Here is a 19,908-nt window from a genome sequence, read left to right on the forward strand (position 1 = left end):
TACCTGGTTTCTTACTTGATGGGGCGACAGGACGTACTGCCGGTCTCTGTGTCGCCGTGAGACCCGAATGCCTCTCGTAAGGTAACGAACTGCAGCCCTCGTTTTTTGGCGGCGTCGAAGATCCTCGGCAATACGCAGAGCAAGACGGGTTGACCGTCGTCGGTAATGGCGGCGGCGCCATCGTGGAGCAGCAGGATGTCGCGCGGTGCCAGATCACGCAGCAATCGCCGTGCCACGATTTCGGGGTCGCGTTCGCGGGTATCGAAGCCGCGTCGTGTCCAGGCGGCCAGCCTTAGATCGAGCTTTTGCAAGACTGGCTCCAGCAGGATATTGCGCAAGCCCGCCGGCGCCCGGAAAAACGCCGGCCGCTCGCCCGTCAGTTCCGTCAGCGTGCGTTGCGCCGTATCGATTTCCCGGCTTAGCGCGCCCATGCCCGTCACCGAAAAAGTATGCACATGCTTCTGCGAGTGGTTCTCCACGGCATGTCCTCGCGCGACGATCTCGCGGGTCAACGCGGGATATCGGCGCGCGCGTTCGCCGATCAGGAAAAACGTGGCGCGAACCCGGTGCGTATCGAGCAGGTCGAGGACCTGGGGCGTGACGAGTGGATCAGGACCGTCGTCGAGCGTGAGCGCGATGGCGTTTGCGTTACGCGGGATGGCGGGCAAGCGAGTCCAGTTGGCGCCGAGCAGCGTTGAGCGCGGCCATAGTCCCGCGGCCGTCACCGTTGCATGGTTGATCGCCGTGCCGGCCAGCCACCAGGGCCACATCTCCGGCGCGGCGGCGCAGCCCGCTAGTGCCACCGCATGCCACGCCGCCGTGACCTTCAGCGCGAGGGGAGATCCGGTCACAGGCCAGCGACGCTCGGACGCTGCATCCGGATCGAGTTGCAGTCGCGGATGAAGTTTGAGCATGCGTGTTCCTTCTTTGATTCCAATAACGTTTAACCGTTTATACGCTAATAAAAAATGCCCCCGGGCAGGCCGGGTTGAGCACGACCCAAGTTTACCTATTTCCTACGGAAGGCATTCGCAGGCGTGGGCACTCATTGTGGTCACGTGAATTTTAGCGTTTCGCGGTAGCGTCAGAGCGTTTTCACGGTGATATCGTCGTAACGCCTGAGCTTGTAGATCGCGATGGAGACGATCCAGCTCACAATGAATACGCCAATGACGATGTAGCCCAACAGCCCGAAGTGCTCGTTGAGGCTGCCGATAGAATCCCAGAACGGGCCCTTGAGCCCGAAGTTGTCCTGGAGCAAACCCAGCACCTCGATGCCGCCAATCAACACCGCGACCACCACTGAGACAAACGTGATCGTGATGTTGTAGTAGAGCTTGCGCATGGGCCGGACAAAGGCCCAGCGATACGCACCGAGCATCAGGATACCGTCGGTGGTATCGACCAGCGACATGCCCGCCGTGAACAGGATCGGCAACACGAGCACGGACCAGAACGAGAGGCCATGCGACGCCTGGGCCGCCGATATGCCGAACAACGCAACCTCGGTCGCGGTATCGAATCCGAGCCCGAACAGGAATCCAACCGGATAAAGATGCCAGCTACGCGATACCAGTTTCAACAGCGGCCGAAGCAAACGCGACAGGAAACCGCGATTGTTCAGCAGGAGGTCGAGATCGGTTTCGACCAGCGGTTCGCCACGGCGCACGGCGCGAAATGTCCTGATCACAGAGGCCAGCACAATCAGGTTCGCGATGGCCAGGACGAACAGGAACAGCGCCGAAACACTGGTGCCGATCAGACCACCGATGCCTCTGAGGTCATCGAAGTGAGCCGTCAGCGCGGTCGCAGCGAAGGCTACCCCAACTGTGAGGGCGATGACCACCGTCGAGTGGCCGAGCGAGAAAAACAAGCCGGCACCGAGCGGACTGCGGCCTATCTGGAGCAGCTTGCGCGTGACGTTATCGATAGCGGCGATGTGGTCTGCATCCACCGCGTGGCGCAGCCCGAACGTGTACGCTAAAAGCGCAGTGCCCAGAAGCGCAGGCTGCCCGTGAAAAGCCGTCAGTGCCCATGTCCATGCGAGCACATTGAAGACGAGGAGGAGCGCATAGATCCCGGTGATTTTGTGGCGCAGACCCGTTGGGCGGTCATTAAAAAGCTGAGACATTTGTTTTAGCATCATGAGCCTCGCATCCTTCCGTGCCCTTCGCACAATCAACAGCCGCGCCGCTCGCGCTTAACGCACCGTTTCCCCGACCTCTGCCAACGCGGCTGCTTCCAGCCAGGCGTACCACGCCTTCATCCCCGCCCCGGTTTGCGCCGATACCTGCAGTACTTCAATAGAAGGATTCACTTGCCGCGCATACGCAATGCAGCGTTCGACATCAAAACGCAAGTGCGGCAGAAGGTCGACCTTGTTCAACAGCATCAGGCGGCTTGCACGGAACATGTGCGGATACTTGAGCGGCTTGTCTTCGCCCTCGGTCACCGACAGGATCACCACCTTCGCCTGTTCGCCGAGATCGAACAAGGCGGGACATACAAGATTGCCGACGTTCTCGATCATCAGCCATGCATGCGAGGGCGGATCGAGTTGTGCCAGCGCGCGCGAGACCATGCTGGCATCGAGATGGCAACCCGTGCCCGTGTTGATCTGTACCACACGGCAACCGGTCGCGCGAATGCGCTCGGCGTCGTTGAGGGTCGCCTGATCGCCTTCGATGACCTGGATCGACTGGGTACTGCGTAACGCCTGGAGATCGCGGATGGTACGTTCAAGCAACGTGGTCTTGCCCGCGCCCGGTGAGCTGACGAGGTTCAGTGCGGTGATATGGCGGCTCGCCAGCCAGCCACGGTTGTGTTCGGCAAGCAACTGGTTCTTCGCCAGAACATCCTGTTCGAGCGCGATTGTTGTGCCGTGGGTTGCTGCGGCAATCGCCACTTCGGATGGGGGTATGGGCGATTGTTCGGTAGCTGGGTGATCGAGGGCTACTGGCGTTTGTGCGTGGTGGTGTTCGTGAACGTGTGTTTCATGGACATGACGATGCGCCCGCGCATGCAGATGCGCGGCCACGCTCACGCCGGCGCCGCCGCCCGCCAGTTGCCGCCACGAACCCGGTTTGCGCGCCGCACCGCTTTTCCCTTCCGCCGGCGTCTCAATCCGCTCACCGGTCTCAGGGTCTGTGATCACCGTGCCGGCACCTTTCGAGCAACCGCATGTGGTACACATCAAGCCACCTCCATCTGTTTTATCTTCAGCTCGCTGCCGGCCAGCAGTTCAAGATTGACGCTTCCGCACGCGCAGTGTTCGAGCAGGTCGATCATGTCCACGCTGCCGCCGCAGTCCAGGCATCGCGCCAGGCCCGGTGTCTCGACAATCTCCAGCGCCGCGCCTTCGACCACGGTGTCTTTTGCGCAGACATCGAAGCAAAAACGGATTGCGTCCGGCATCACCGCCGACAACCGCCCGATCTCCAGCGTCACGCGCAGTACCCGCGCGCCCATCGCGCGTTCGGCGCACAACTCGACCACACTATTCGCGATGCTCAGTTCATGCATGAGACGGTGCTCCGTATTCCCTTACGTCTGAAGCTCGCTAACAGATCCGGGGCAGTTGCTCACCCGTCAGCATGTCGACGATTCGCTGTCCACCGAACACCGTATGCAGCACCACGATGCCCTCAGGCTGCGCAACCACCTCGCCGATCACAGCCGCCCGCGTGCCCGCCGGGTGCGCATGCATCGCCGCGAGCACGCTTGATGCGGCGTGTGCGGGAACGATCGCAACCAGCTTGCCTTCATTCGCCAGATACAGCGGATCCAGGCCGAGGATCTCGCAAGCGCCCTTCACTTCCTCGCGGATCGGCAGCGCGTTTTCCTGGATACGGATCGCCACACCCGACGACACCGCGAACTCGTTCAGCACCGTCGCCACGCCGCCGCGTGTTGCGTCACGCATGCAGTGGATGTCCTTGCATGCACCCAGCATTGCATCGACCAGTGACGCGAGCGGCGCGCAATCGCTTTCAATATCGGACTGCAACGCAAGCTGTTTTCGCGCGACCAGAATCGCTACGCCGTGGTCCCCGAGAAACCCGTTCACGATCACCACGTCGCCTGGCTGTGCGCGCCGCGCCGATATATTCACGCCGGGCGGCACGACGCCCACGCCTGCGGTGTTGATGAAGAGCTTGTCCGCGCAACCGCGCTCGACCACCTTGGTGTCGCCCGTAACAATAGACACACCCGCTTCGATCGCGACACGCTGCATGCTTGCCGCCACGCGACGCAGAACATCAACCGCAAGGCCCTCTTCAATCACCATCCCGCACGATAGAAACAGCGGTTTCGCGCCCGACATGGCGAGGTCGTTGACCGTGCCCGATACCGCCAGCGTGCCGATGTCGCCGCCCGGAAAAAACAACGGGTCGACGACGTAGCTGTCCGTAGTGAACGCGAGCCGGTCGCCGAGACGCGCAAGGTTCGCAAGCGGAAAAACCGCCTGGTCTTCGAGCGCGGCGAGCGTGGGGTTATCGAAGGTGGTGACAAATACGTCCTCGATCAGATCACGCATCGCCCGGCCGCCACCGCCGTGCGCGAGGTTGATCGTGACATCGCGTAGCCTGCCGATCCGGTCGTTCATGCGCCCACTCCCGGGTTGACCACTTCCGGCGTAACGGCCTTATGTGCGAACAACGCCGATGTATCGATGCGTGCATAACGGTAATGCGCCGCGCACGCGCCTTCGCTCGATACCATCAATGATCCGAGCGGCGTTTCCGGCGTGCACGCAGTGCCGAATACCTTGCACTGCTGCGGCTTGATCACGCCCTTGAGCACTTCCCCGCACTGGCAGGATTTTGGATCGGCGATCTTCAGGTTCGCGACAGGAAACTTGCGCTCGGCGTCGTAAGCAGCGAAGCATTCGCGTATCCGAACGCCCGAATGATCGATCGATCCCAGTCCGCGCCACTCGAAAAACTCGCGCAACTCGAACACTTGCTCGATCGCCGAGAGCGCCTGTGCATTGCCGTCTTCCGGCACGATCCTGCCGTACTGGTTTTCCACTTCGCAGCGACCTTCGGCAATCTGCCGCAGCACCATCCACACCGATTGCAGCACGTCGAGCGGTTCGAATCCGGCTACGGTAATCGGCCGCCTGTAACGCTCAGCGATAAACCGGTACGGCCGCGTGCCGATCACCATGCTCACGTGCCCCGGTCCAAGGAAACCGTCGAGATGCAGGTCGGGGGAGTCGAGGATGGCCTTGATCGTCGGGATAATCGTGATGTGGTTGCAAAACAGCGAGAAGTTATTGATGTGTTGGGCGTGAGCTTCCAGCACGGTCATCGCTGTGCTCGGCATGGTGGTTTCAAAACCAAGCCCAAAGAAGATCACCTCGCGATGCGGATTCGCACGCGCAACAGCCAGCGCGTCGAGCGGGGAATAAACCATCCGTACATCTGCTCCATCGGCCTTCGCTTTCAACAGGCTCTTGCGCGAACCGGGAACGCGCATCGCGTCGCCGAAGGTCGTGAAGATCACTTCAGGCCGCTCGGCGAGCGCCACGCAGTCATCCACGCGGCCCATCGGCAACACGCAGACCGGGCAACCGGGGCCATGAACGAATTCGACCTCGGGCGGCAGCATCTGGTGAATCCCGTACCTGAAGATGGAATGCGTATGGCCGCCGCAGACTTCCATGATCTGCAACGGCCGTTCAAGGCCTCCACGATCATGCACGATCCGCTCGACCAGCCGATGGATCTCGTGCGTGAGCGTGCGGGCTTTGTCCGGATCGCGGAATTCGTCGACGTATTTCATGACACGCGCTCCGCTGCCGCTGTGTCAGGGACACTCAGGCTGCCGCGTTCATCGGCGAGCAGCGTATGAACCAGGTCCCACAGGATGTGGTAAATCGCGACGTGGGTTTCCTGGATCCGATGAATGCTGTCGCTCGGCACCACGAGGCAATGGTCGAGCGCACCCGGCGCTACCATTTTACCGCCGTCATGCCCGGCCAGGCCGATGGTCACCACGCCCATCTCCCGCGCTTTTGCGAATGCGGCAAGCAGGTTGTCCGAGTTGCCGCTGGTGGATATCCCGATCAGCCCGTCGCCGCGACGCGCCTGCGCCACCAGTTGCCGCACATAGATATGCGCGAACCCGACGTCGTTACCGACGGCCGTCATCATGGCGGTATCGGCGACGAGGTTGACTGCGGTGAGTGCCGGACGCCCCGCCGTTACCGGATGCAGGAACTCCACCGCGATGTGTGCAGCGTCGCAACTCGAACCGCCGTTGCCCATCGAAAAGAGCCTGCCGTCACGGCGATAAACATCCGCAATCGCATGCGCTACAGCGACCACGGCTGTGGCGTTATCCGCGAAGAACACGCGCTTCGCGTCGATGCTCGCCTGCGCCTTCTGCGCGACCGATTCGAGCAGCACGGCATCGAGTTTCGCCGCGTCCTGATGCTCGCCGTGAAGGAATGGATACAGGCCATGTAGCGCCCTATGTTCAGTCATGGTGCACTCCGTCGCGGTGGTTGAATATGCCAGGAGGTGGCGGCTCGCCGCCTCCCTCCATCATCGCGGCCATCTCCGCCTGCGCTTCGCCAAGTTCACGCAACAGGGCAAGCGTGCGCATGGCTTCGGCTTCGTCGAGACGGCTCATCGCGAAGCCGACATGCACCAGCACCCAGTTGCCCACGCACGCGGACGGCGGCCAGTCGTCATCCACGATGAACGCGATGTTGATGATCCGCTGCACCCCGCCTACATCGACTAATGCGAGGTTATTGTCCGCGTCGCTGATCTCGACGATCTGTCCCGGGATGCCTAAGCACATGACCTGCTCCGTGGTTCAAAAAATGCGGACGAAAGAGCACGCGCTGCGGTGATTGCCGCTTGCCCGAACGCAATGCCACCGTCATTGGACGGTACCTGGCGATGTGCCAGTACATCAAAGCCGCATGCCGCAAGGCGTGCGGTGAGTTGTTCGAACAGCACACGGTTCTGCATGACACCGCCGGACACTGCGACGGTACGGACCTCGGTGGACACAAGCAAACGGAGGGTCATCTGAACGATCGCTATCGCAAGACCCTTGTGAAAGCGCGCGGCCATGACCGGTACAGATGTGGCGCGCAGCATGTCGTCGAGCAGCGCGATCCACATGGACTTCGGGTCGATCAACAGCGAAGTATCCTTTTCCGCGATTTCGAACGGATACGCCAGAGTGTCGTCTTCATCGTGGAGCGTGCGAGTATCGATCATCGCTTCGAGTTCGATCGCGGCCTGCCCTTCGTATTGAACGCGTTCGCGGCACACGCCGAGGGCCGCAGCGACTGCATCGAACAGACGCCCGGCTGAGCTTGCAACGGGGCTATTGATCCTGCCGTCGATCATCTGATCGAGCAGCGTCAATGGACGGTCGGAAAGGAAATGGTGGAGATCGAGCTTCGCGTATTGCTTCGCGAAACGCGGCCACCCGAGACTCGCGCACAGATGCGCGTACGTGTTGCGCCACGGCTCATAAATCGCGTACGCGCCTCCGGGTAGCGCGACCGGTGTGAAGCTCGCAAGACGCTTGAAATTCACGTAGCCGCCGAGCAAAAATTCGCCGCCCCACAGCGCGTTGTCCAGGCTCATGCCGAGCCCGTCAAGCACAATGCCAAGAACGTCGGTGCCCAAGCCGACATCATTTTCCGCGAGACATGCCGCGAAGTGGGCGTGATGGTGCTGGATCTCGGCAAGCGGTAAATGCCGCTGCTGTGCGATATCGATACCGAGCTTGCGCGACAGATAGTCGGGATGCAGGTCGACCGCGACGAAACGCGCTTCATGTTCGAACAGATGTTGATAACGCGCGAGCGACACGCTGTAGTCGCGATACGTCTCGCCGTTCTCCAGTTCGCCGATGTGATGCGAGATGACCGCCTCGCCATCGCGCAGCAGGCAGAACGTGTTTTTCTGCTGAGCGCCCATCGCGAGGACTGGTGGCGCAGCAGCAAAATCACGCGGCAAACGCAGCGGCGCAGGGGCATAACCACGCGAGCGGCGCAGCAAACGCGGTACGCCGCCCATGACTCGCGCGACCGAATCGTCCACTCGCCGGGCAATGTCGCGGTCGTGCATCAGCCAGGCGTCGGCCATACCTGCGAGACGCTGGCGGGCCTCGTCGTTATCGATGCATTGCGGTTCGTCAGCGAGATTGCCGCTGGTCAGCACGACCGGGCCGTCAAGCGATTGCATCAGCAGATGATGCAGTGGGGTTGAAGGCAGCATGAAACCCAGCGTCGCGATACCCGGCGCAACGCCCGGAAACGGATCGCGTGTACCTTGATCGATCATCGGCATGATCACGATAGGTCCGGCGGCGCTTTCAAGCAGGACCTCGTCTGCTCCGCTCACCAGGCAATAGCGTTCGATCATCGCCACGTCACGCGCCAGCAGCGCAAACGGCTTGCGCTCGCGATGTTTCAGCGCGCGTAATTTCGCCACTGCAGCGTGATCTGACGCGGCGCATGCAAGCTGAAAACCGCCAAGCCCTTTGATCGCGACTATCTTGCCGCGCTCGATAAAGCAGCGCGTGGTATCCAGCGGATCGCCTTCTGCAACTGAACCGTCGGCCAGCTCCACCCACGGACGCGGCCCGCACGCCGGACACGCAATCGGCTGTGCATGAAAACGGCGGTCGTCCGGATTGTCATATTCACTTGCGCAGGCGTTACATAACGGAAACGCCGCCATCGTCGTGTTCGGGCGGTCATAAGGGATTGCCTGGACTATCGACAAGCGCGGTCCGCAATGCGTGCAGTTCGTGAACGCATAACCATATCGACGGCTCGACGGGTCAAACGTTTCGTCGATACACGCCCAGCACGTGACCGCATCCGGCACCACGCCGGTATGCGCATGACCGCTTGCACTCGCGACGATCCGAAAGCCACCGGAAGGCGGCGGCGTCTCGTGCAATGGGTAACGTTCGATCGCATCTATCCGCCCGAGCGGCGGACAATCGCTGCGCAAGCGTTCGACAAAATCATCGAGCGTACTTGTGTCGGCCCACGCGTGGATCAGCACACCTTCGCTGTCGTTGCCTACATCGCCGCTCACGCCACAAGCGTGCGCAAGACGCCATACTGCCGGCCTGAACCCTACGCCCTGCACCAGTCCGCGCACACGAATGACCTCTCCGGCCGGGGATATCACGGACGGCTCGTCGCTAACCGGCGGCAGGCACAGGCTCATGGCCGTACCCTTCACATGTTGCGGATACGAATATAGCGGCGGATATCCTTCATGTTCGCCGCAACGCCAACGATCAGCCCGGACAATAACAAGTACTTCAGCAAGAGCTTCATCATGCTCTCCAGTGGCCCTGCGGCATGCTCCCGGCGTTGACCACGGTGGTCTGCGCCTGCATGCTTTCGATCATTGATTCGATGGTGTCTACTGCTTCATCTACCGCCGCCGCAACGGGTGCGCTCAGTCCCATGCGGCCCTCTTGTCCATCCTCCGTGCCGAGACTTTCCGGCTCACAACCGATTAGAACAATACGTCCGACTTCACCGCCCATCGCTTGCACGGCCTGAAAGACTGTCGCCGGATCGAGATCGTGCGGCGACAACAAGACGGGCGAAGCATCGCCTTGAAAACCTTCACCCATGTTTGTAACCGATGGCTCGATGACGTACAGCGTGCCCGGCGCTCCGTCCCGATGCGTTGCATCGACGAGAATGGCAAGGTCCACGCCGTCCAGCAGCGCGTAATACAGATCGATCCCCCGGATTCCGTAGTCGATCACCCGTAAATCCGGCGGCCACGCGTCGGTGTGTCTTTCATGCAAACGCCGCACGACTTCAACGCCGAAACCATCGTCTCCCAGGAAGACGTTGCCCACGCCCGCGACCAGGATCGACGTCATGACGGCCGCTCCTCGCGCAGCGGTTCCATCTCGTCGGGCGCGAAAAAGAAGCGATGACCCGGCATGCGCGCCAAGCCAAAATCACGCCCGGGATCGCAGTCGATCGTCACGGCCACGTGAACGTGATCCTCGAAATCGCGCTCGATCGATTCGATGGTCGCTATCTGATCGCGCAAGGCCAGGTCGAAGATATCGGCGCGTGCATGGGGATGCAGCACGACGCGCGAGCCGACCTGCAAGGCCACGCCGTTGACATTGACACAAGAAAGCCGCGGCTTCGCGTCGAGCGCGGCCCAGGGCGCCGTGTCCTCGGGGGCCTCTCCTGTTTCCTCGGACACGTCGGGACAAGCCCGGCCCATCCCGGTACCCGCGCGCACTTCACGCAATGTCCCATGGAGACGTTGCATGTCGTTCGCGGACAGATTTTCCGTGCGTTCGAGCAGCGCGCGTGAGCGTTCATCGCCTGCGGCCATCTCGCGCTTTTCGGCGTCGGTCATGGTGAGGATTCGCAGCGTCAGGATCTCGTCGATCTCGGTCGCGTCGAAGAGATCGCCCGCGCTTTCCGGCGCGACCTGCGGGTAGTCGTAGAGGATAATCGGCGCCGCGAGCATGGTGTCGTGGCGTTCACCGGAGCCGACCAGCACGGGCCATAAGCCGATGTTCTTGCAAGCCGCAACAGCTTCCGCCAATTCGTCCGGTGGCTCGATCGAGGAGACGAACGCCGCGCCCTCCAAGGCCAGTACCGCATGACACGAAAGCAAAGCGAATGACGAGGCGGCATCGCGATTCAAACGCTGCGGTTCGTCAACCGGCGTCGCGTTGACTATGCGGACCGTAAGCCTGAAGGTGCGTTCATCGATCCGCCTCGCGCAGCATTCCACCCGGCCAACGATGGCCGCCCGCGTGCGCACAAGCGCACCGCGCACGCGGCCATCCGTTTCCACGAGCGGTTCAGCAGTGCTGCTTCCGGCCAGAGAAAACGGCAGGCGTAACCCCTCGGTACACAATTCGCCAAGCGACAATACCGGGACCTCGACATGCTGCTCGCCGGCTTCCTGCCATGCGTCCAAACGCCGTCCACCCACTTCCAGCGAAGTTACCGACCTGGACGACAATTCATCTAGCCCAGTCCACGCCGCCGCGGGCTCGTTCAACTCACGCACGTCGCGTTCGATCAGATGCAGGAAGCATGGGCGCACCGTCACCCGTGCTTCATAGTCGCCTTCGATCACGCATTCGGTCTGCATCATCGATGCATCGCTGCCGGACCAGTCGGCCCACACTTGCGGATATACGCTCCCAAACGTCCAGCGCTGCCGATTCTTCACCGAGGACGGTCTATACGGGTAAAGCATATATCCCTCGTACAGCACGGCCTGAACGATCCCATCGATGGCGTTCATTGCAAGCCTGCCTGCGCGGGCCACGCCTGTTCGCTGCGGGTCTCGTCCAGCAGGGACGTAAGTGCTTCGTCACAGCCGGTCAAGCCTCGCTCGATCCGATAACGCTCCAGCCGCTCGAACACGCCGCGCTGCACGCACATCCATGCGGTGTTCGGGTAGTAGTAGTCCCGCATCGCGCGCCAGGTTGCGACCGGCAGGCGGAACGCGGTTTCCTTGTGCCACGGAACACGCGCGACTTGCAGCGTGCCATCGCTCTCGCGATAAAAAATCGTGCCGCTGAATTGCAGCATCAAAGGAATCTCTCCCTTTCCATCTGCCAGCGCATCGAAATACTTCGCCGCCGCGACATTGAAGTCGAACGTGCACGGTACCGAAAGATCGACCGTGCAGGACTCGGTGAAAGAAGGAACAGCCGCATTCGCGTGGGTCCACAGCAGGGTCCGCAACGTCTGCGACCAGCGCTGCGGTACGCCGAACAAGTCGCTAAGCCGCGCCTGATCGACCGGCTCGTAGGTGCGCCGGGTCGCTTCTATCTGGATCTGGCAATGCAGCGCGAGGCTCGCGATTTCCTCCTCGGCGGCCGGCCCGTTCGGTGCGCTCTTATTGGTCACGCGCAGCTTGAACAACAGCAACGGCGAAACCGAATGCAGCGCGACCTCAGCACCCTCGACGACGAAGGCAAGATCAGGCATTCGGCACTCCCTCGGGCAGACGCTCGCCCGCTTTCAGCGCCGCAAAACACGCGTGGATCGCGCGCCATGCATCCACGCCGCCAGACACTCCGCGCCAGCGCGCCCGGATCACGCCCGTCAGCGCATAACACTGGTCGATAGGCACGCGGTAATGCTCGCGCGCCCCTTCCACGCGATTCACCAATAGCGCTTCGACATCGGGTTCGAGGGTATCGAGGATCGGGTTGTCGGCAACCAGACGGTCCCACGCGCCCAGATCGAGCGATGACTGCATCGCGCCGGCAGCGCCCGGGTACATCGCGATCACGCGTTGCGCCGCCGAGTCCCTATAAAAAAACGCAATGCCGATCGGGATCGCCAATGCGTCCCATTGTTCATCGCTCAGATGAAACTCCCTGAGCCAGCGAACGCTTTCCGGCACTCGCTTATAACGCGCGTTTTGCTGGTTCCCGAACAGCAACGCGCATGCGCGGCAGCAGCAACGTAGCGCGTGCTGTTCCAGCTCCAGCAGATGAGGATGAGTCCCGTCGAGCGGTTCGCCGCACAGTTCGCAGAGAACAATCTGCGGCGGCCGGGCGAACGTGCGCAGCGCAGCTACCCAGCCACGTTGCCCGTGTTCCCGAGGTCGCCCATCCCCGCGCGCGTTCATGATGTTGGCAGCGTTGCGACAAACCGCAGTTCGTGGACATTGACGTCCGGCATCCCGTCAATTTCAATGCGTGCCACGTCCGGCGCCTGTTCAAAAATCGCCCGCTCGATATCGTTCTGCACATCGGCGGGGGTGACGTGCTTGCCAGTCAGCACGCCCGCCAGACGAACGCGTACCAGGTCCTCCCGCGCATCGACCAGTTCGATCCTTACGCCTTGCGCACCAAGCGGCGCCCGCAGTCCTTCGACCGCATGCGCGACGCGGCTACCCAGATCCTGTGGATGCAACCCATGCAGCAACAACAATGCGCTGACCTGTTTGTCCTGCATCAGCCGGGCGACGATCGGACCATCAGCGCCATCCGCCTCGGTCACGATCTCGGCCAGTCGCGCAAGACCGCTTGCATGCAACTCGAGCACCACCTGCAACAAGGCCTGCGCAATATCGCGCGCACGCGTGTCGTCCAGTGTCGCCAGTGCTGCAATCAGTTCGTCGATGCGCCGTTGTTGTTCTTCAAGCACGCGCGCGTCGCTCATGAGTGCCCTCCCGGCTTCATGCCCGGCGGAACGCCGAAGGTTGGCGAATGCGCGACATCGACAGTCTTGCCATCCCCGACATACATATGGACCCCGCACGGCAGGCACGGATCGAAGCTGCGCACGGCCCGCATGATGTCGATACCCTTGAACTTGTCCGGCCCGTTCTCTTCGAAGATGGGCGTGTTTTGCACCGCGTCTTCATACGGTCCGGGCGTGCCGTAGATATCGCGCGGATTCGCATTCCACGGGGTCGGCGGATATGGATGATAGTTCGCTATCTTGCCGCCCTTGATCACCAGGTGATGCGACAACACCCCGCGCACCGCTTCATGAAAACCGCATCCGATGGCTTCGTCGGGCACCTCGAACGGCGTAAATGTGCGTGTATGGCCCGCGTGCAATTCGGCCAGGGCCTTCTCCGCGAAATGCAGCGCGCACGCGGCCGCATAGGCCTGGAAATAGGTCCGCGCGCGGTCACGTTCAATCGCGTTGCTCCACTTCGGGATCTTCCATTCGAACTCGACTTCGGGTTTAAGCGCTGTCTTCGGCAAATAGATCTTCACGCTGTGACCCGTCGACTTCACATAGCCGATATCGACCAGGCCCGCGAGTGCGGTCGTCCACAGCCGAGCGATCGGACCACCGCCGGTATCGAGCGCGAGGTAATCGCCCGTGCGTTTGTCGTACCAGCGCGGCGACATGACCCACGTGTAGTTGCCATCGAACTTGCGTTTCTGCGGTCGCGGCAAGGTGGTCTGGTTCCACGGATGCTTGCGATCGATAGGATTGCCCAGCGGGTCTTGCCGGACAAAAGTCTCCTCATGATCCCAGTCTTCGTAGAACGAGCTGCCGAGCAAAATCCGGATGTTCAGGTTGATCTCGACCAGATCCGTGGTCACGAGTTCGCCGTCCACCACCACGCCCGGTGTGACGAACATGCTGCGGCCCCAGTCGGTCATCGACTTGTAGTTGTAGTCGCATACATCCGGGTCCTGGAACGAGCCCCAGCAGCCCAGCAGGATGCGCCGGCGGCCGACTTCCTCGTAACCCGGCAGTGCTTCATAAAAGAAATCGAACAGGTCGTCATGCAGCGGCACGACCTTCTTCATGAACTCCACATACTTCATCAGCCGCGTGATGTAGTCGGTGAAAAGCTGCACGGTCGGTACCGTCCCCACTCCACCGGGATACAGCGTTGACGGATGCACGTGCCGCCCTTCCATCAGGCAGAACATCTCGCGCGTATAACGGCTTACATGCAGCGTCTCGCGATAGAACTCGCCGGTGAACGGATTCAGCGCGGTCATGATGTCCGCGATGGTCTTGTAGCCGTGAATCTCCGCGTGCGGCGAGGCGGTCTTCTGCGCTTTCGCCCAGACGCCGGGGTTGGTTTCCTTGACCATCTGCTCGCAGAAATCCACGCCGACCAGATTGTCCTGGAAGATGTTGTGATCGAACATGTACTCGGCCGCTTCGCCGAGATTGACGATCCATTCCGCGATGTTCGGCGGTTTCACGCCATAGGCCATGTTCTGCGCATACACCGAGCAGGTTGCGTGATTGTCACCGCAGATGCCGCAGATACGGCTGGTAATGAAGTGCGAGTCGCGCGGGTCCTTGCCCTTCATGAAGATGCTGTAGCCGCGAAAGATCGACGACGTGCTGTAGCACTCGGCGACCTTGCGCTGCTCGAAATCGATCTTCGTATAAATGCCGAGACTGCCGACAATCCGCGTGATCGGGTCCCAGTTCATCTCGACCAGTTTGGACGGCTGTGACGCCGTCCCCGACTTCAATTCAGGTGCTGCAATGTCCGCCATGACCCCCTCCTGGATACTTCTGTCTCTCACGCAAACCGCTGCGATGCCAGCCATCAACCGCGGTTTCCATACGTGTTCCGCGAAGCCGTTCAGCGACGATAGCCAGTCGTCAGCGTGGGACGGTTATGCCGCCATTTCGGTTCCTGATTGACGGTCGAATTGGTCAGCTTGCGCAGGCTGCGGATAAGTCCGCCGTAAGACTTGATGAGATTCGACGAGAGGACCGCACCCGGGGGCTCGTCCATGAACGGCATGAACTTGTCGGGGAATCCGGGCATCGTGCAGCCGATACAGATTCCGCCGACATTCGGGCACCCGCCCACGCCGTTGATCCAGCCGCGTTTTGGAACGTTGCAGTTGACCACCGGCCCCCAGCATCCAAGCTTGACGATACAGTTCGGACTCCCATATTCCTTCGCGAACAGAGCCTGCTCGTAGGAACCCGCGCGGTCGCAGCCATCGTGCACGGTGCGCTGGAACAGCCACTTGGGACGAAGCGCGGCGTCCAGCGGAATCATGGGAGCGAGGCCCGCCAGTTGATACAGCAGGTATAGCAGCGTCTCCATGAAGTTGTCCGGTTGAACCGGACAACCCGGGACGTTCACAATAGGCAGGCCCGCCTTCGACTTCCAGTCCCAGCCAAGGTAGTCCGCCAGGCCCATGCAACCCGTGGGGTTGCCTTCCATTGCATGAATGCCGCCGTAGGTCGCACATGTGCCCGCACCGACCACGGCCAGCGCTTTAGGCGCCAGGCGATCGAGCCATTGTGGAATCGTGATGGGTTCATGCGTGTCGGGATCTGTTCCCATGGCCGCCCAGTACCCTTCTCGATTGATCTTCTCGTTCGGGATCGAGCCTTCCATGACCAGCACGAAGTTATCCATCTCACCCCGCGCCGCAGCATGAAACGGCGCCATGAATTCCGCGCCGTTTTCATAAGCCAGCACCGGATTGTGCAGATGAACCTTCGGTAGTCCGGGAATTGCGCCGAGCAGCACGTCTTCAATGCTGGGCTGCGTAGCGGCGGTAATCGATACGGAATCGCCGTCGCAACCGAGGCCCGCAGTGATCCACAGGACATGTACTTCTTTCAGTGCCGGGGCGTGTTGAGTCTTGCGGCCATAGGGAATGGCGCTTACCGGATCCATGATGGAACCTCCTCGCCTGCTGGCGAATGTGTGACTCCCCCGCGGATTGCAACGTGTCGGTTGCCGGCCGTGGCGGGGAACCGCCTTTGGCGAACAAGGCGGGCGCGGCGATCAACGGATTGTCGCCATCGGCTGTCTGTTCGCTCGTCTCTCCGGTTTGCGTTGGGGCGATAGTTCGACCGTAATTAACCCTATCGCCTGCATGGCCGTGTTTTTTTATTCCCTTAAATATAGTTCGTAACGCCGGTCAATCAACCGGTTTCTGCAAAGGTTTTCCCGGATCGGGTTGCCGGAACGCATCGGTCACGACGGAGCCGGCCGTTTTAACAGGCGATGCGTCTGTTCAATGGTTTGTCTCAGCAACTATTGCATTCGAAGGCTTTTAACGTTTGCGCGGCAGCGGCATTATTTGCCGCTGCCGCTGGTGCTATCTCGACTCAGGCGAGTGCCGGTGTATGGAATCATGCGCGGGCATCGGCAACCGGTCGCGTGGGTCCATCCGGTTACGGCCATTTTGTGAGCCGACCAAGCCGCAGGCTCCTGGTCGTTCTGACGCGGAAAGCGTGCACGCCTTCGGTCCGCACGCCCCCCCAGCAGGCGACAGCAGCCACGATCGAAACGACGATAGACATACGGCGGTCACGTGGATATCGCATGATCCGACTCGCCATCGATCCGGGACAATGCGCGCGCCACGGGTGTTTTTTGCCGCGACACATCCCGCTTCCTAAAGTATTGGTAAGTTGTGCCGTAACCCACGTAATGGAGTGTGATCTTAGACTGCCTCCGGCTCCGGGATCCATCCTGAGCGGAAAGCGCTCCCCCGACAGCGGAGCGCCTCGCCGGAAGCATGTATGCCGTACGCAATCCAGCCACTATCGAGTGTGGCATTGATCCTCTCATCGGCGCTCGGCGACTCGCTGCTGATGATGACCGTGGCACGCAATCTCGGATTGAACGGCGTGTCGGTCACGGTGTTCGGCCAGCAAATCAATAACATGCGGAGCTGGTTTCCCGGCGTGGATATTGAACCCGAACTGAAACCGGACGACTGCGCGGGGAAACTGGCCCGCTTCGACACCGTGATCCAGCTCCACGCCAACAAGCCGTTTGTGAACCTCGATCAGTTGCACCCCAGAGTCATCGTCCTGGCCCATCTGTGCAGCGCCAATTCGACGGAGTCCATGGCCGAACGCCTGACCCGCTTCTGCCGGGATGGACTGCGCCTCGCCCTCGTCGACAAGGGCAACGGCATCACGCCTGTGCCTGGTCTTACGCATCGCCAGCGCTCACTGCGCGTCGCGATCCATCCCATGGCGAGCACGACCGATAAATGCTGGCTGGCGTCACGCTTCATCGGGCTTGCGATCAAGCTGCGGGACAGCGGCTTTGACCCGCAATTCGTCGTGGCGCCCGAGGAACGCGCGCACTGGACCCATATTGAACAACTCGGGCTTACGCTCGCCGATCTCGGACCGCTCGATCAGGTCGCCGCGTGGCTCTACGAGTGCGGCTGGTTCATCGGCAATGATTCGGGTGTGGGTCATCTTGCGTCGAGCCTCCAGATCCCCACGCTATCGCTTTTCATGCGCCGCGGCACCGCTCGCACATGGCGTCCGGGCTGGGGCGTGGGCCAGGTGCTGATCGGCAGCGCGTATCTGCCGACCGGACGGCTCAAGGAGCGTTACTGGAAATACATGCTGTCGGTCAACAAGGTGTCGAATGCATTCGACCGGCTGCGTGCACTCACTGCCAACGCATGAACGCATGACCAACCCCACCCGTCCCTCGTCACTTCCGCTTGGCCCCTTCGGGCGGGTCGCGTTCGTCACGTCCAACGCGATAGGCGACACGCTGGTATCGATGGTGATCGTCAGGAACCTGATCGACAACGGTATCGATGTCACCGTGTACGGCACGCCCGCCCATGCGCTTCGGAACTGGTTTCCCGGCGTCACTATCCTTGCGCTGCCGCAGGACAACCTCGCCACTGCGTTCGCTCAGTACGACACGGTCTTTCAGATGCAATGGAACCAGCCGCTGCGCGATCTTGTCGATGTCCATCCTCACGTGATCACGCTGCATGACGTCGAGTTCGGCGACCGCCCGGGCTGCATGGCGCAGCGCTTCGCTGACTTCTGCCGGGACGATCTGGCGTTGAATGCACCGGTGCTGGATAACGGGATTACAGCGCCTGCGAGCCTCGAGCATCGCAGGAACGGCAAGCGCGTGATGATTCATCCCGAGGCCAGCACCGAGGACAAACGCTGGTTCTCGCACCGCTTCGTGAGGCTCGCTCAGCGCCTGCGCAAGCGCGGTTATGACGTGCAGTTCGTGATCGCGCCGCATGAGCGCGAACGCTGGCGCGATCTCGCGACGCTGGATATTCCGGTGCCCCATTTTGAGAACCTGCACGAGCTTGCTTGCTGCATGTACGAGTCGGGATGGTTTATCGGCAACGACTCGGGCATCGGCCATCTCGCGTCGAATCTCGGCATTCCGAGCCTGAGCCTGTTCCGGCGTCGGCGGGTAGCCGAGCGGTGGCGGCCCGCGTGGGGTGTGGTCGATGTGGTGTTGCCGTGGCAGTGGGTGCCGAGCGCGTATCTGAAAGAGAAGCTATGGCGGCAAACGCTGACGTGCAACCGCGTGCTGGCGGCATTCGCGCGGCTGACCCGGCAGGCAGCGCGCACGCACGGCTAGAGGGAGTGGTTGGGGGAGTGGTTAGAGGAAGTGGACAACGCAGTGTCTAAGCGTAGCGGCTCACCGCAGAGAGTTGCTTCCACGGTGGCTCCGGCGGCATGACATCGAGTTCGTCGCGATCCATGGGAGCGGCGCTCATCCCGGACGGGGTGAAGACATAACCGCGCCCGCGGATGGTCTGGATCAGGCGAGGCGTCGACGGGTCGGGTTCGACAATCCGTCGCAACCGGCAGACCAGCACGTCCAGCGAACGGTCGCAATGCCCTTCGCCGGCGCCGCGCAATTTGTCGGCGATGGTGCGTCGGGACAGCACCTCGAGCGGGTGTTCCGCGAAGAGGCGCAGCAACGCGAACGTGCTCGAATGGAGGGCAACGGGCACGCCGTGGCGGGTCAGAATGCGGGCCCGGAAATCGAAGACAAAATCGCCGATGTTGCACTGTCCTGTGGCATTCGCTGGCGTCTTGGATTTACGCGGTGCGCGGCGCAGCACGTTCTCGACTCGCGACAGCAGTTCGCGTGGATTGCAAGGCATCCTTACGTAATCATCGGCGCCCAGTTCAAGGCATACGATCAGTTCCACCGAGTCGATCGTGCTCACCGAGTCGCCGATCACGATCACGGGCGTGTCGTGGCCCGCCTGTTGCAGAGCTCGCAGGACGGCTGACGCTCGCATGTCGGGCAAGCCGTCGCGCAGAACGATCAGCGCCGGGGCGTCGTGCTCCATGCGCTGGATTAGCGTGCTGCCGCTGGTGAGCGTATGGACGTCGATGTAGCGGCTTTCCAGGGCATCGCGAAGGTTGCCGTGGATCGACGGATTTGTCTCGACAAAAAAGATGCGTGTTTTCATTTGTGTGTTGCTCAGCGGCGGGAGGGGGTCGGGGCGGGGTGAGTGCCCGGGTGTAGGTTGTAGGGGTTAGTGGTCGGGGTTGATGCCGGGGTGGTCGGTTCTGGGGTTAGTGGTCGGGGTCAATGCCGGGTTGGTGCTTTCAGTGTTAGTGGTCTGCGAGAGTTGGATTTTCTCTTTATCACTATTAGCCACTGTGCGTGGCGGCACGTCATTTCT

At 61.4% G+C, this 19,908-nt stretch carries 19 protein-coding genes; 2 read left to right on the forward strand and 17 right to left on the reverse strand.

What is annotated here, in order from left to right; translation table 11 throughout:
* Positions 1–11: 11 nt before the first annotated feature.
* The 16 genes from HB376_RS11985 to HB376_RS12060 all read right to left on the reverse strand — a co-directional run bounded on the left by HB376_RS11985 (position 12) and on the right by HB376_RS12060 (position 16,145).
* Entirely contained in the window at positions 12–914 is a 903-nt protein-coding gene (locus tag HB376_RS11985) for a polysaccharide deacetylase family protein (RefSeq protein ID WP_213763889.1), read from the reverse strand.
* Positions 915–1,084: 170 nt separating this feature from the next.
* On the reverse strand, positions 1,085–2,143 hold the full coding sequence (locus HB376_RS11990; protein ID WP_213764127.1) for a HoxN/HupN/NixA family nickel/cobalt transporter: 1,059 nt from the start codon (positions 2,141–2,143) through the stop codon (positions 1,085–1,087).
* Between the two features lie 57 nt (positions 2,144–2,200).
* Positions 2,201–3,154: a hydrogenase nickel incorporation protein HypB gene (hypB, locus tag HB376_RS11995; RefSeq protein ID WP_346730478.1), complete on the reverse strand. Its 954-nt coding sequence runs from the start codon at positions 3,152–3,154 to the stop codon at positions 2,201–2,203.
* A 38-nt stretch (positions 3,155–3,192) separates the two neighbouring features.
* Positions 3,193–3,522 (reverse strand): hydrogenase maturation nickel metallochaperone HypA, encoded by a 330-nt coding sequence (hypA, locus tag HB376_RS12000; protein WP_213763891.1) that lies wholly within the window; start codon positions 3,520–3,522, stop codon positions 3,193–3,195.
* A 37-nt stretch (positions 3,523–3,559) separates the two neighbouring features.
* Positions 3,560–4,606 carry a hydrogenase expression/formation protein HypE gene (gene hypE / locus HB376_RS12005; protein WP_213763892.1) on the reverse strand — a complete coding sequence of 349 codons (1,047 nt, stop codon included), beginning with the start codon at positions 4,604–4,606 and terminating at the stop codon, positions 3,560–3,562.
* Complete coding sequence (hypD, locus tag HB376_RS12010) at positions 4,603–5,787, reverse strand: hydrogenase formation protein HypD (protein WP_213763893.1); 1,185 nt, start codon at positions 5,785–5,787, stop codon at positions 4,603–4,605. Before hypD ends, hypE begins: the two co-directional genes overlap by 4 nt.
* Positions 5,784–6,491 carry an SIS domain-containing protein gene (locus HB376_RS12015; protein WP_213763894.1) on the reverse strand — a complete coding sequence of 236 codons (708 nt, stop codon included), beginning with the start codon at positions 6,489–6,491 and terminating at the stop codon, positions 5,784–5,786. Before HB376_RS12015 ends, hypD begins: the two co-directional genes overlap by 4 nt.
* Positions 6,484–6,813: a HypC/HybG/HupF family hydrogenase formation chaperone gene (locus HB376_RS12020; protein ID WP_213763895.1), complete on the reverse strand. Its 330-nt coding sequence runs from the start codon at positions 6,811–6,813 to the stop codon at positions 6,484–6,486. The genes HB376_RS12015 and HB376_RS12020 overlap by 8 nt, the downstream gene beginning before the upstream one ends.
* Positions 6,804–9,218 (reverse strand): carbamoyltransferase HypF, encoded by a 2,415-nt coding sequence (gene hypF / locus HB376_RS12025; RefSeq protein WP_213763896.1) that lies wholly within the window; start codon positions 9,216–9,218, stop codon positions 6,804–6,806. Before hypF ends, HB376_RS12020 begins: the two co-directional genes overlap by 10 nt.
* A 112-nt stretch (positions 9,219–9,330) precedes the next feature.
* The gene (locus tag HB376_RS12030; protein WP_213763897.1) at positions 9,331–9,894 is read right to left on the reverse strand and encodes a hydrogenase maturation protease; all 564 of its coding nucleotides are present in this window, start codon (positions 9,892–9,894) and stop codon (positions 9,331–9,333) included.
* Positions 9,891–11,297, reverse strand: a complete 1,407-nt coding sequence (locus tag HB376_RS12035) for a hypothetical protein (RefSeq protein ID WP_213763898.1) — start codon at positions 11,295–11,297, stop codon at positions 9,891–9,893. Before HB376_RS12035 ends, HB376_RS12030 begins: the two co-directional genes overlap by 4 nt.
* Positions 11,294–11,989 carry a DUF6084 family protein gene (locus tag HB376_RS12040; RefSeq protein ID WP_213763899.1) on the reverse strand — a complete coding sequence of 232 codons (696 nt, stop codon included), beginning with the start codon at positions 11,987–11,989 and terminating at the stop codon, positions 11,294–11,296. The genes HB376_RS12035 and HB376_RS12040 overlap by 4 nt, the downstream gene beginning before the upstream one ends.
* Positions 11,982–12,638 (reverse strand): DUF5947 family protein, encoded by a 657-nt coding sequence (locus tag HB376_RS12045; protein WP_213763900.1) that lies wholly within the window; start codon positions 12,636–12,638, stop codon positions 11,982–11,984. Before HB376_RS12045 ends, HB376_RS12040 begins: the two co-directional genes overlap by 8 nt.
* The gene (locus tag HB376_RS12050; protein ID WP_213763901.1) at positions 12,635–13,174 is read right to left on the reverse strand and encodes a NifU family protein; all 540 of its coding nucleotides are present in this window, start codon (positions 13,172–13,174) and stop codon (positions 12,635–12,637) included. Before HB376_RS12050 ends, HB376_RS12045 begins: the two co-directional genes overlap by 4 nt.
* A complete protein-coding gene (locus HB376_RS12055; RefSeq protein WP_213763902.1) occupies positions 13,171–14,997 on the reverse strand; it encodes a nickel-dependent hydrogenase large subunit in 1,827 nt (608 codons plus the stop codon). Before HB376_RS12055 ends, HB376_RS12050 begins: the two co-directional genes overlap by 4 nt.
* Positions 14,998–15,086: 89 nt before the next feature.
* The gene (locus HB376_RS12060; protein WP_213763903.1) at positions 15,087–16,145 is read right to left on the reverse strand and encodes a hypothetical protein; all 1,059 of its coding nucleotides are present in this window, start codon (positions 16,143–16,145) and stop codon (positions 15,087–15,089) included.
* Between the two features lie 854 nt (positions 16,146–16,999).
* Between HB376_RS12060 and HB376_RS12065 the strand changes: the two genes are divergently transcribed.
* Both HB376_RS12065 and HB376_RS12070 read left to right on the forward strand, forming a co-directional pair.
* Positions 17,000–17,908, forward strand: coding sequence for a glycosyltransferase family 9 protein (locus HB376_RS12065; protein ID WP_213763904.1), 909 nt, complete (start codon positions 17,000–17,002; stop codon positions 17,906–17,908).
* A 4-nt stretch (positions 17,909–17,912) separates the two neighbouring features.
* On the forward strand, positions 17,913–18,845 hold the full coding sequence (locus tag HB376_RS12070) for a glycosyltransferase family 9 protein (protein WP_213763905.1): 933 nt from the start codon (positions 17,913–17,915) through the stop codon (positions 18,843–18,845).
* A gap of 46 nt (positions 18,846–18,891) precedes the next feature.
* Here the strand turns inward: HB376_RS12070 and HB376_RS12075 are convergent, their stop codons facing one another.
* The gene (locus HB376_RS12075; protein WP_213763906.1) at positions 18,892–19,692 is read right to left on the reverse strand and encodes a response regulator transcription factor; all 801 of its coding nucleotides are present in this window, start codon (positions 19,690–19,692) and stop codon (positions 18,892–18,894) included.
* Positions 19,693–19,908 lie beyond the last annotated feature (216 nt).

It is taken from the genome of Caballeronia sp. dw_19, from assembly GCF_018449515.1.
In the GTDB taxonomy this organism is placed as follows: domain Bacteria; phylum Pseudomonadota; class Gammaproteobacteria; order Burkholderiales; family Burkholderiaceae; genus Caballeronia.

Excerpts from the sequence above, each read along its gene's own strand:
- HB376_RS11985 (WP_213763889.1), bottom strand. The coding sequence starts at position 914 with ATGCTCAAACTTCATCCGCGACTGCAACTCGATCCGGATGCAGCGTCC.
- HB376_RS11990 (WP_213764127.1), bottom strand. The coding sequence starts at position 2,143 with ATGCTAAAACAAATGTCTCAGCTTTTTAATGACCGCCCAACGGGTCTG.
- hypA (WP_213763891.1), bottom strand. The coding sequence starts at position 3,522 with ATGCATGAACTGAGCATCGCGAATAGTGTGGTCGAGTTGTGCGCCGAA.
- hypE (WP_213763892.1), bottom strand. The coding sequence starts at position 4,606 with ATGAACGACCGGATCGGCAGGCTACGCGATGTCACGATCAACCTCGCG.
- hypD (WP_213763893.1), bottom strand. The coding sequence starts at position 5,787 with ATGAAATACGTCGACGAATTCCGCGATCCGGACAAAGCCCGCACGCTC.
- HB376_RS12015 (WP_213763894.1), bottom strand. The coding sequence starts at position 6,491 with ATGACTGAACATAGGGCGCTACATGGCCTGTATCCATTCCTTCACGGC.
- HB376_RS12020 (WP_213763895.1), bottom strand. The coding sequence starts at position 6,813 with ATGTGCTTAGGCATCCCGGGACAGATCGTCGAGATCAGCGACGCGGAC.
- hypF (WP_213763896.1), bottom strand. The coding sequence starts at position 9,218 with ATGAGCCTGTGCCTGCCGCCGGTTAGCGACGAGCCGTCCGTGATATCC.
- HB376_RS12030 (WP_213763897.1), bottom strand. The coding sequence starts at position 9,894 with ATGACGTCGATCCTGGTCGCGGGCGTGGGCAACGTCTTCCTGGGAGAC.
- HB376_RS12035 (WP_213763898.1), bottom strand. The coding sequence starts at position 11,297 with ATGAACGCCATCGATGGGATCGTTCAGGCCGTGCTGTACGAGGGATAT.
- HB376_RS12040 (WP_213763899.1), bottom strand. The coding sequence starts at position 11,989 with ATGCCTGATCTTGCCTTCGTCGTCGAGGGTGCTGAGGTCGCGCTGCAT.
- HB376_RS12045 (WP_213763900.1), bottom strand. The coding sequence starts at position 12,638 with ATGAACGCGCGCGGGGATGGGCGACCTCGGGAACACGGGCAACGTGGC.
- HB376_RS12050 (WP_213763901.1), bottom strand. The coding sequence starts at position 13,174 with ATGAGCGACGCGCGCGTGCTTGAAGAACAACAACGGCGCATCGACGAA.
- HB376_RS12055 (WP_213763902.1), bottom strand. The coding sequence starts at position 14,997 with ATGGCGGACATTGCAGCACCTGAATTGAAGTCGGGGACGGCGTCACAG.
- HB376_RS12060 (WP_213763903.1), bottom strand. The coding sequence starts at position 16,145 with ATGGATCCGGTAAGCGCCATTCCCTATGGCCGCAAGACTCAACACGCC.
- HB376_RS12065 (WP_213763904.1), top strand. The coding sequence starts at position 17,000 with ATGCCGTACGCAATCCAGCCACTATCGAGTGTGGCATTGATCCTCTCA.
- HB376_RS12070 (WP_213763905.1), top strand. The coding sequence starts at position 17,913 with ATGACCAACCCCACCCGTCCCTCGTCACTTCCGCTTGGCCCCTTCGGG.
- HB376_RS12075 (WP_213763906.1), bottom strand. The coding sequence starts at position 19,692 with ATGAAAACACGCATCTTTTTTGTCGAGACAAATCCGTCGATCCACGGC.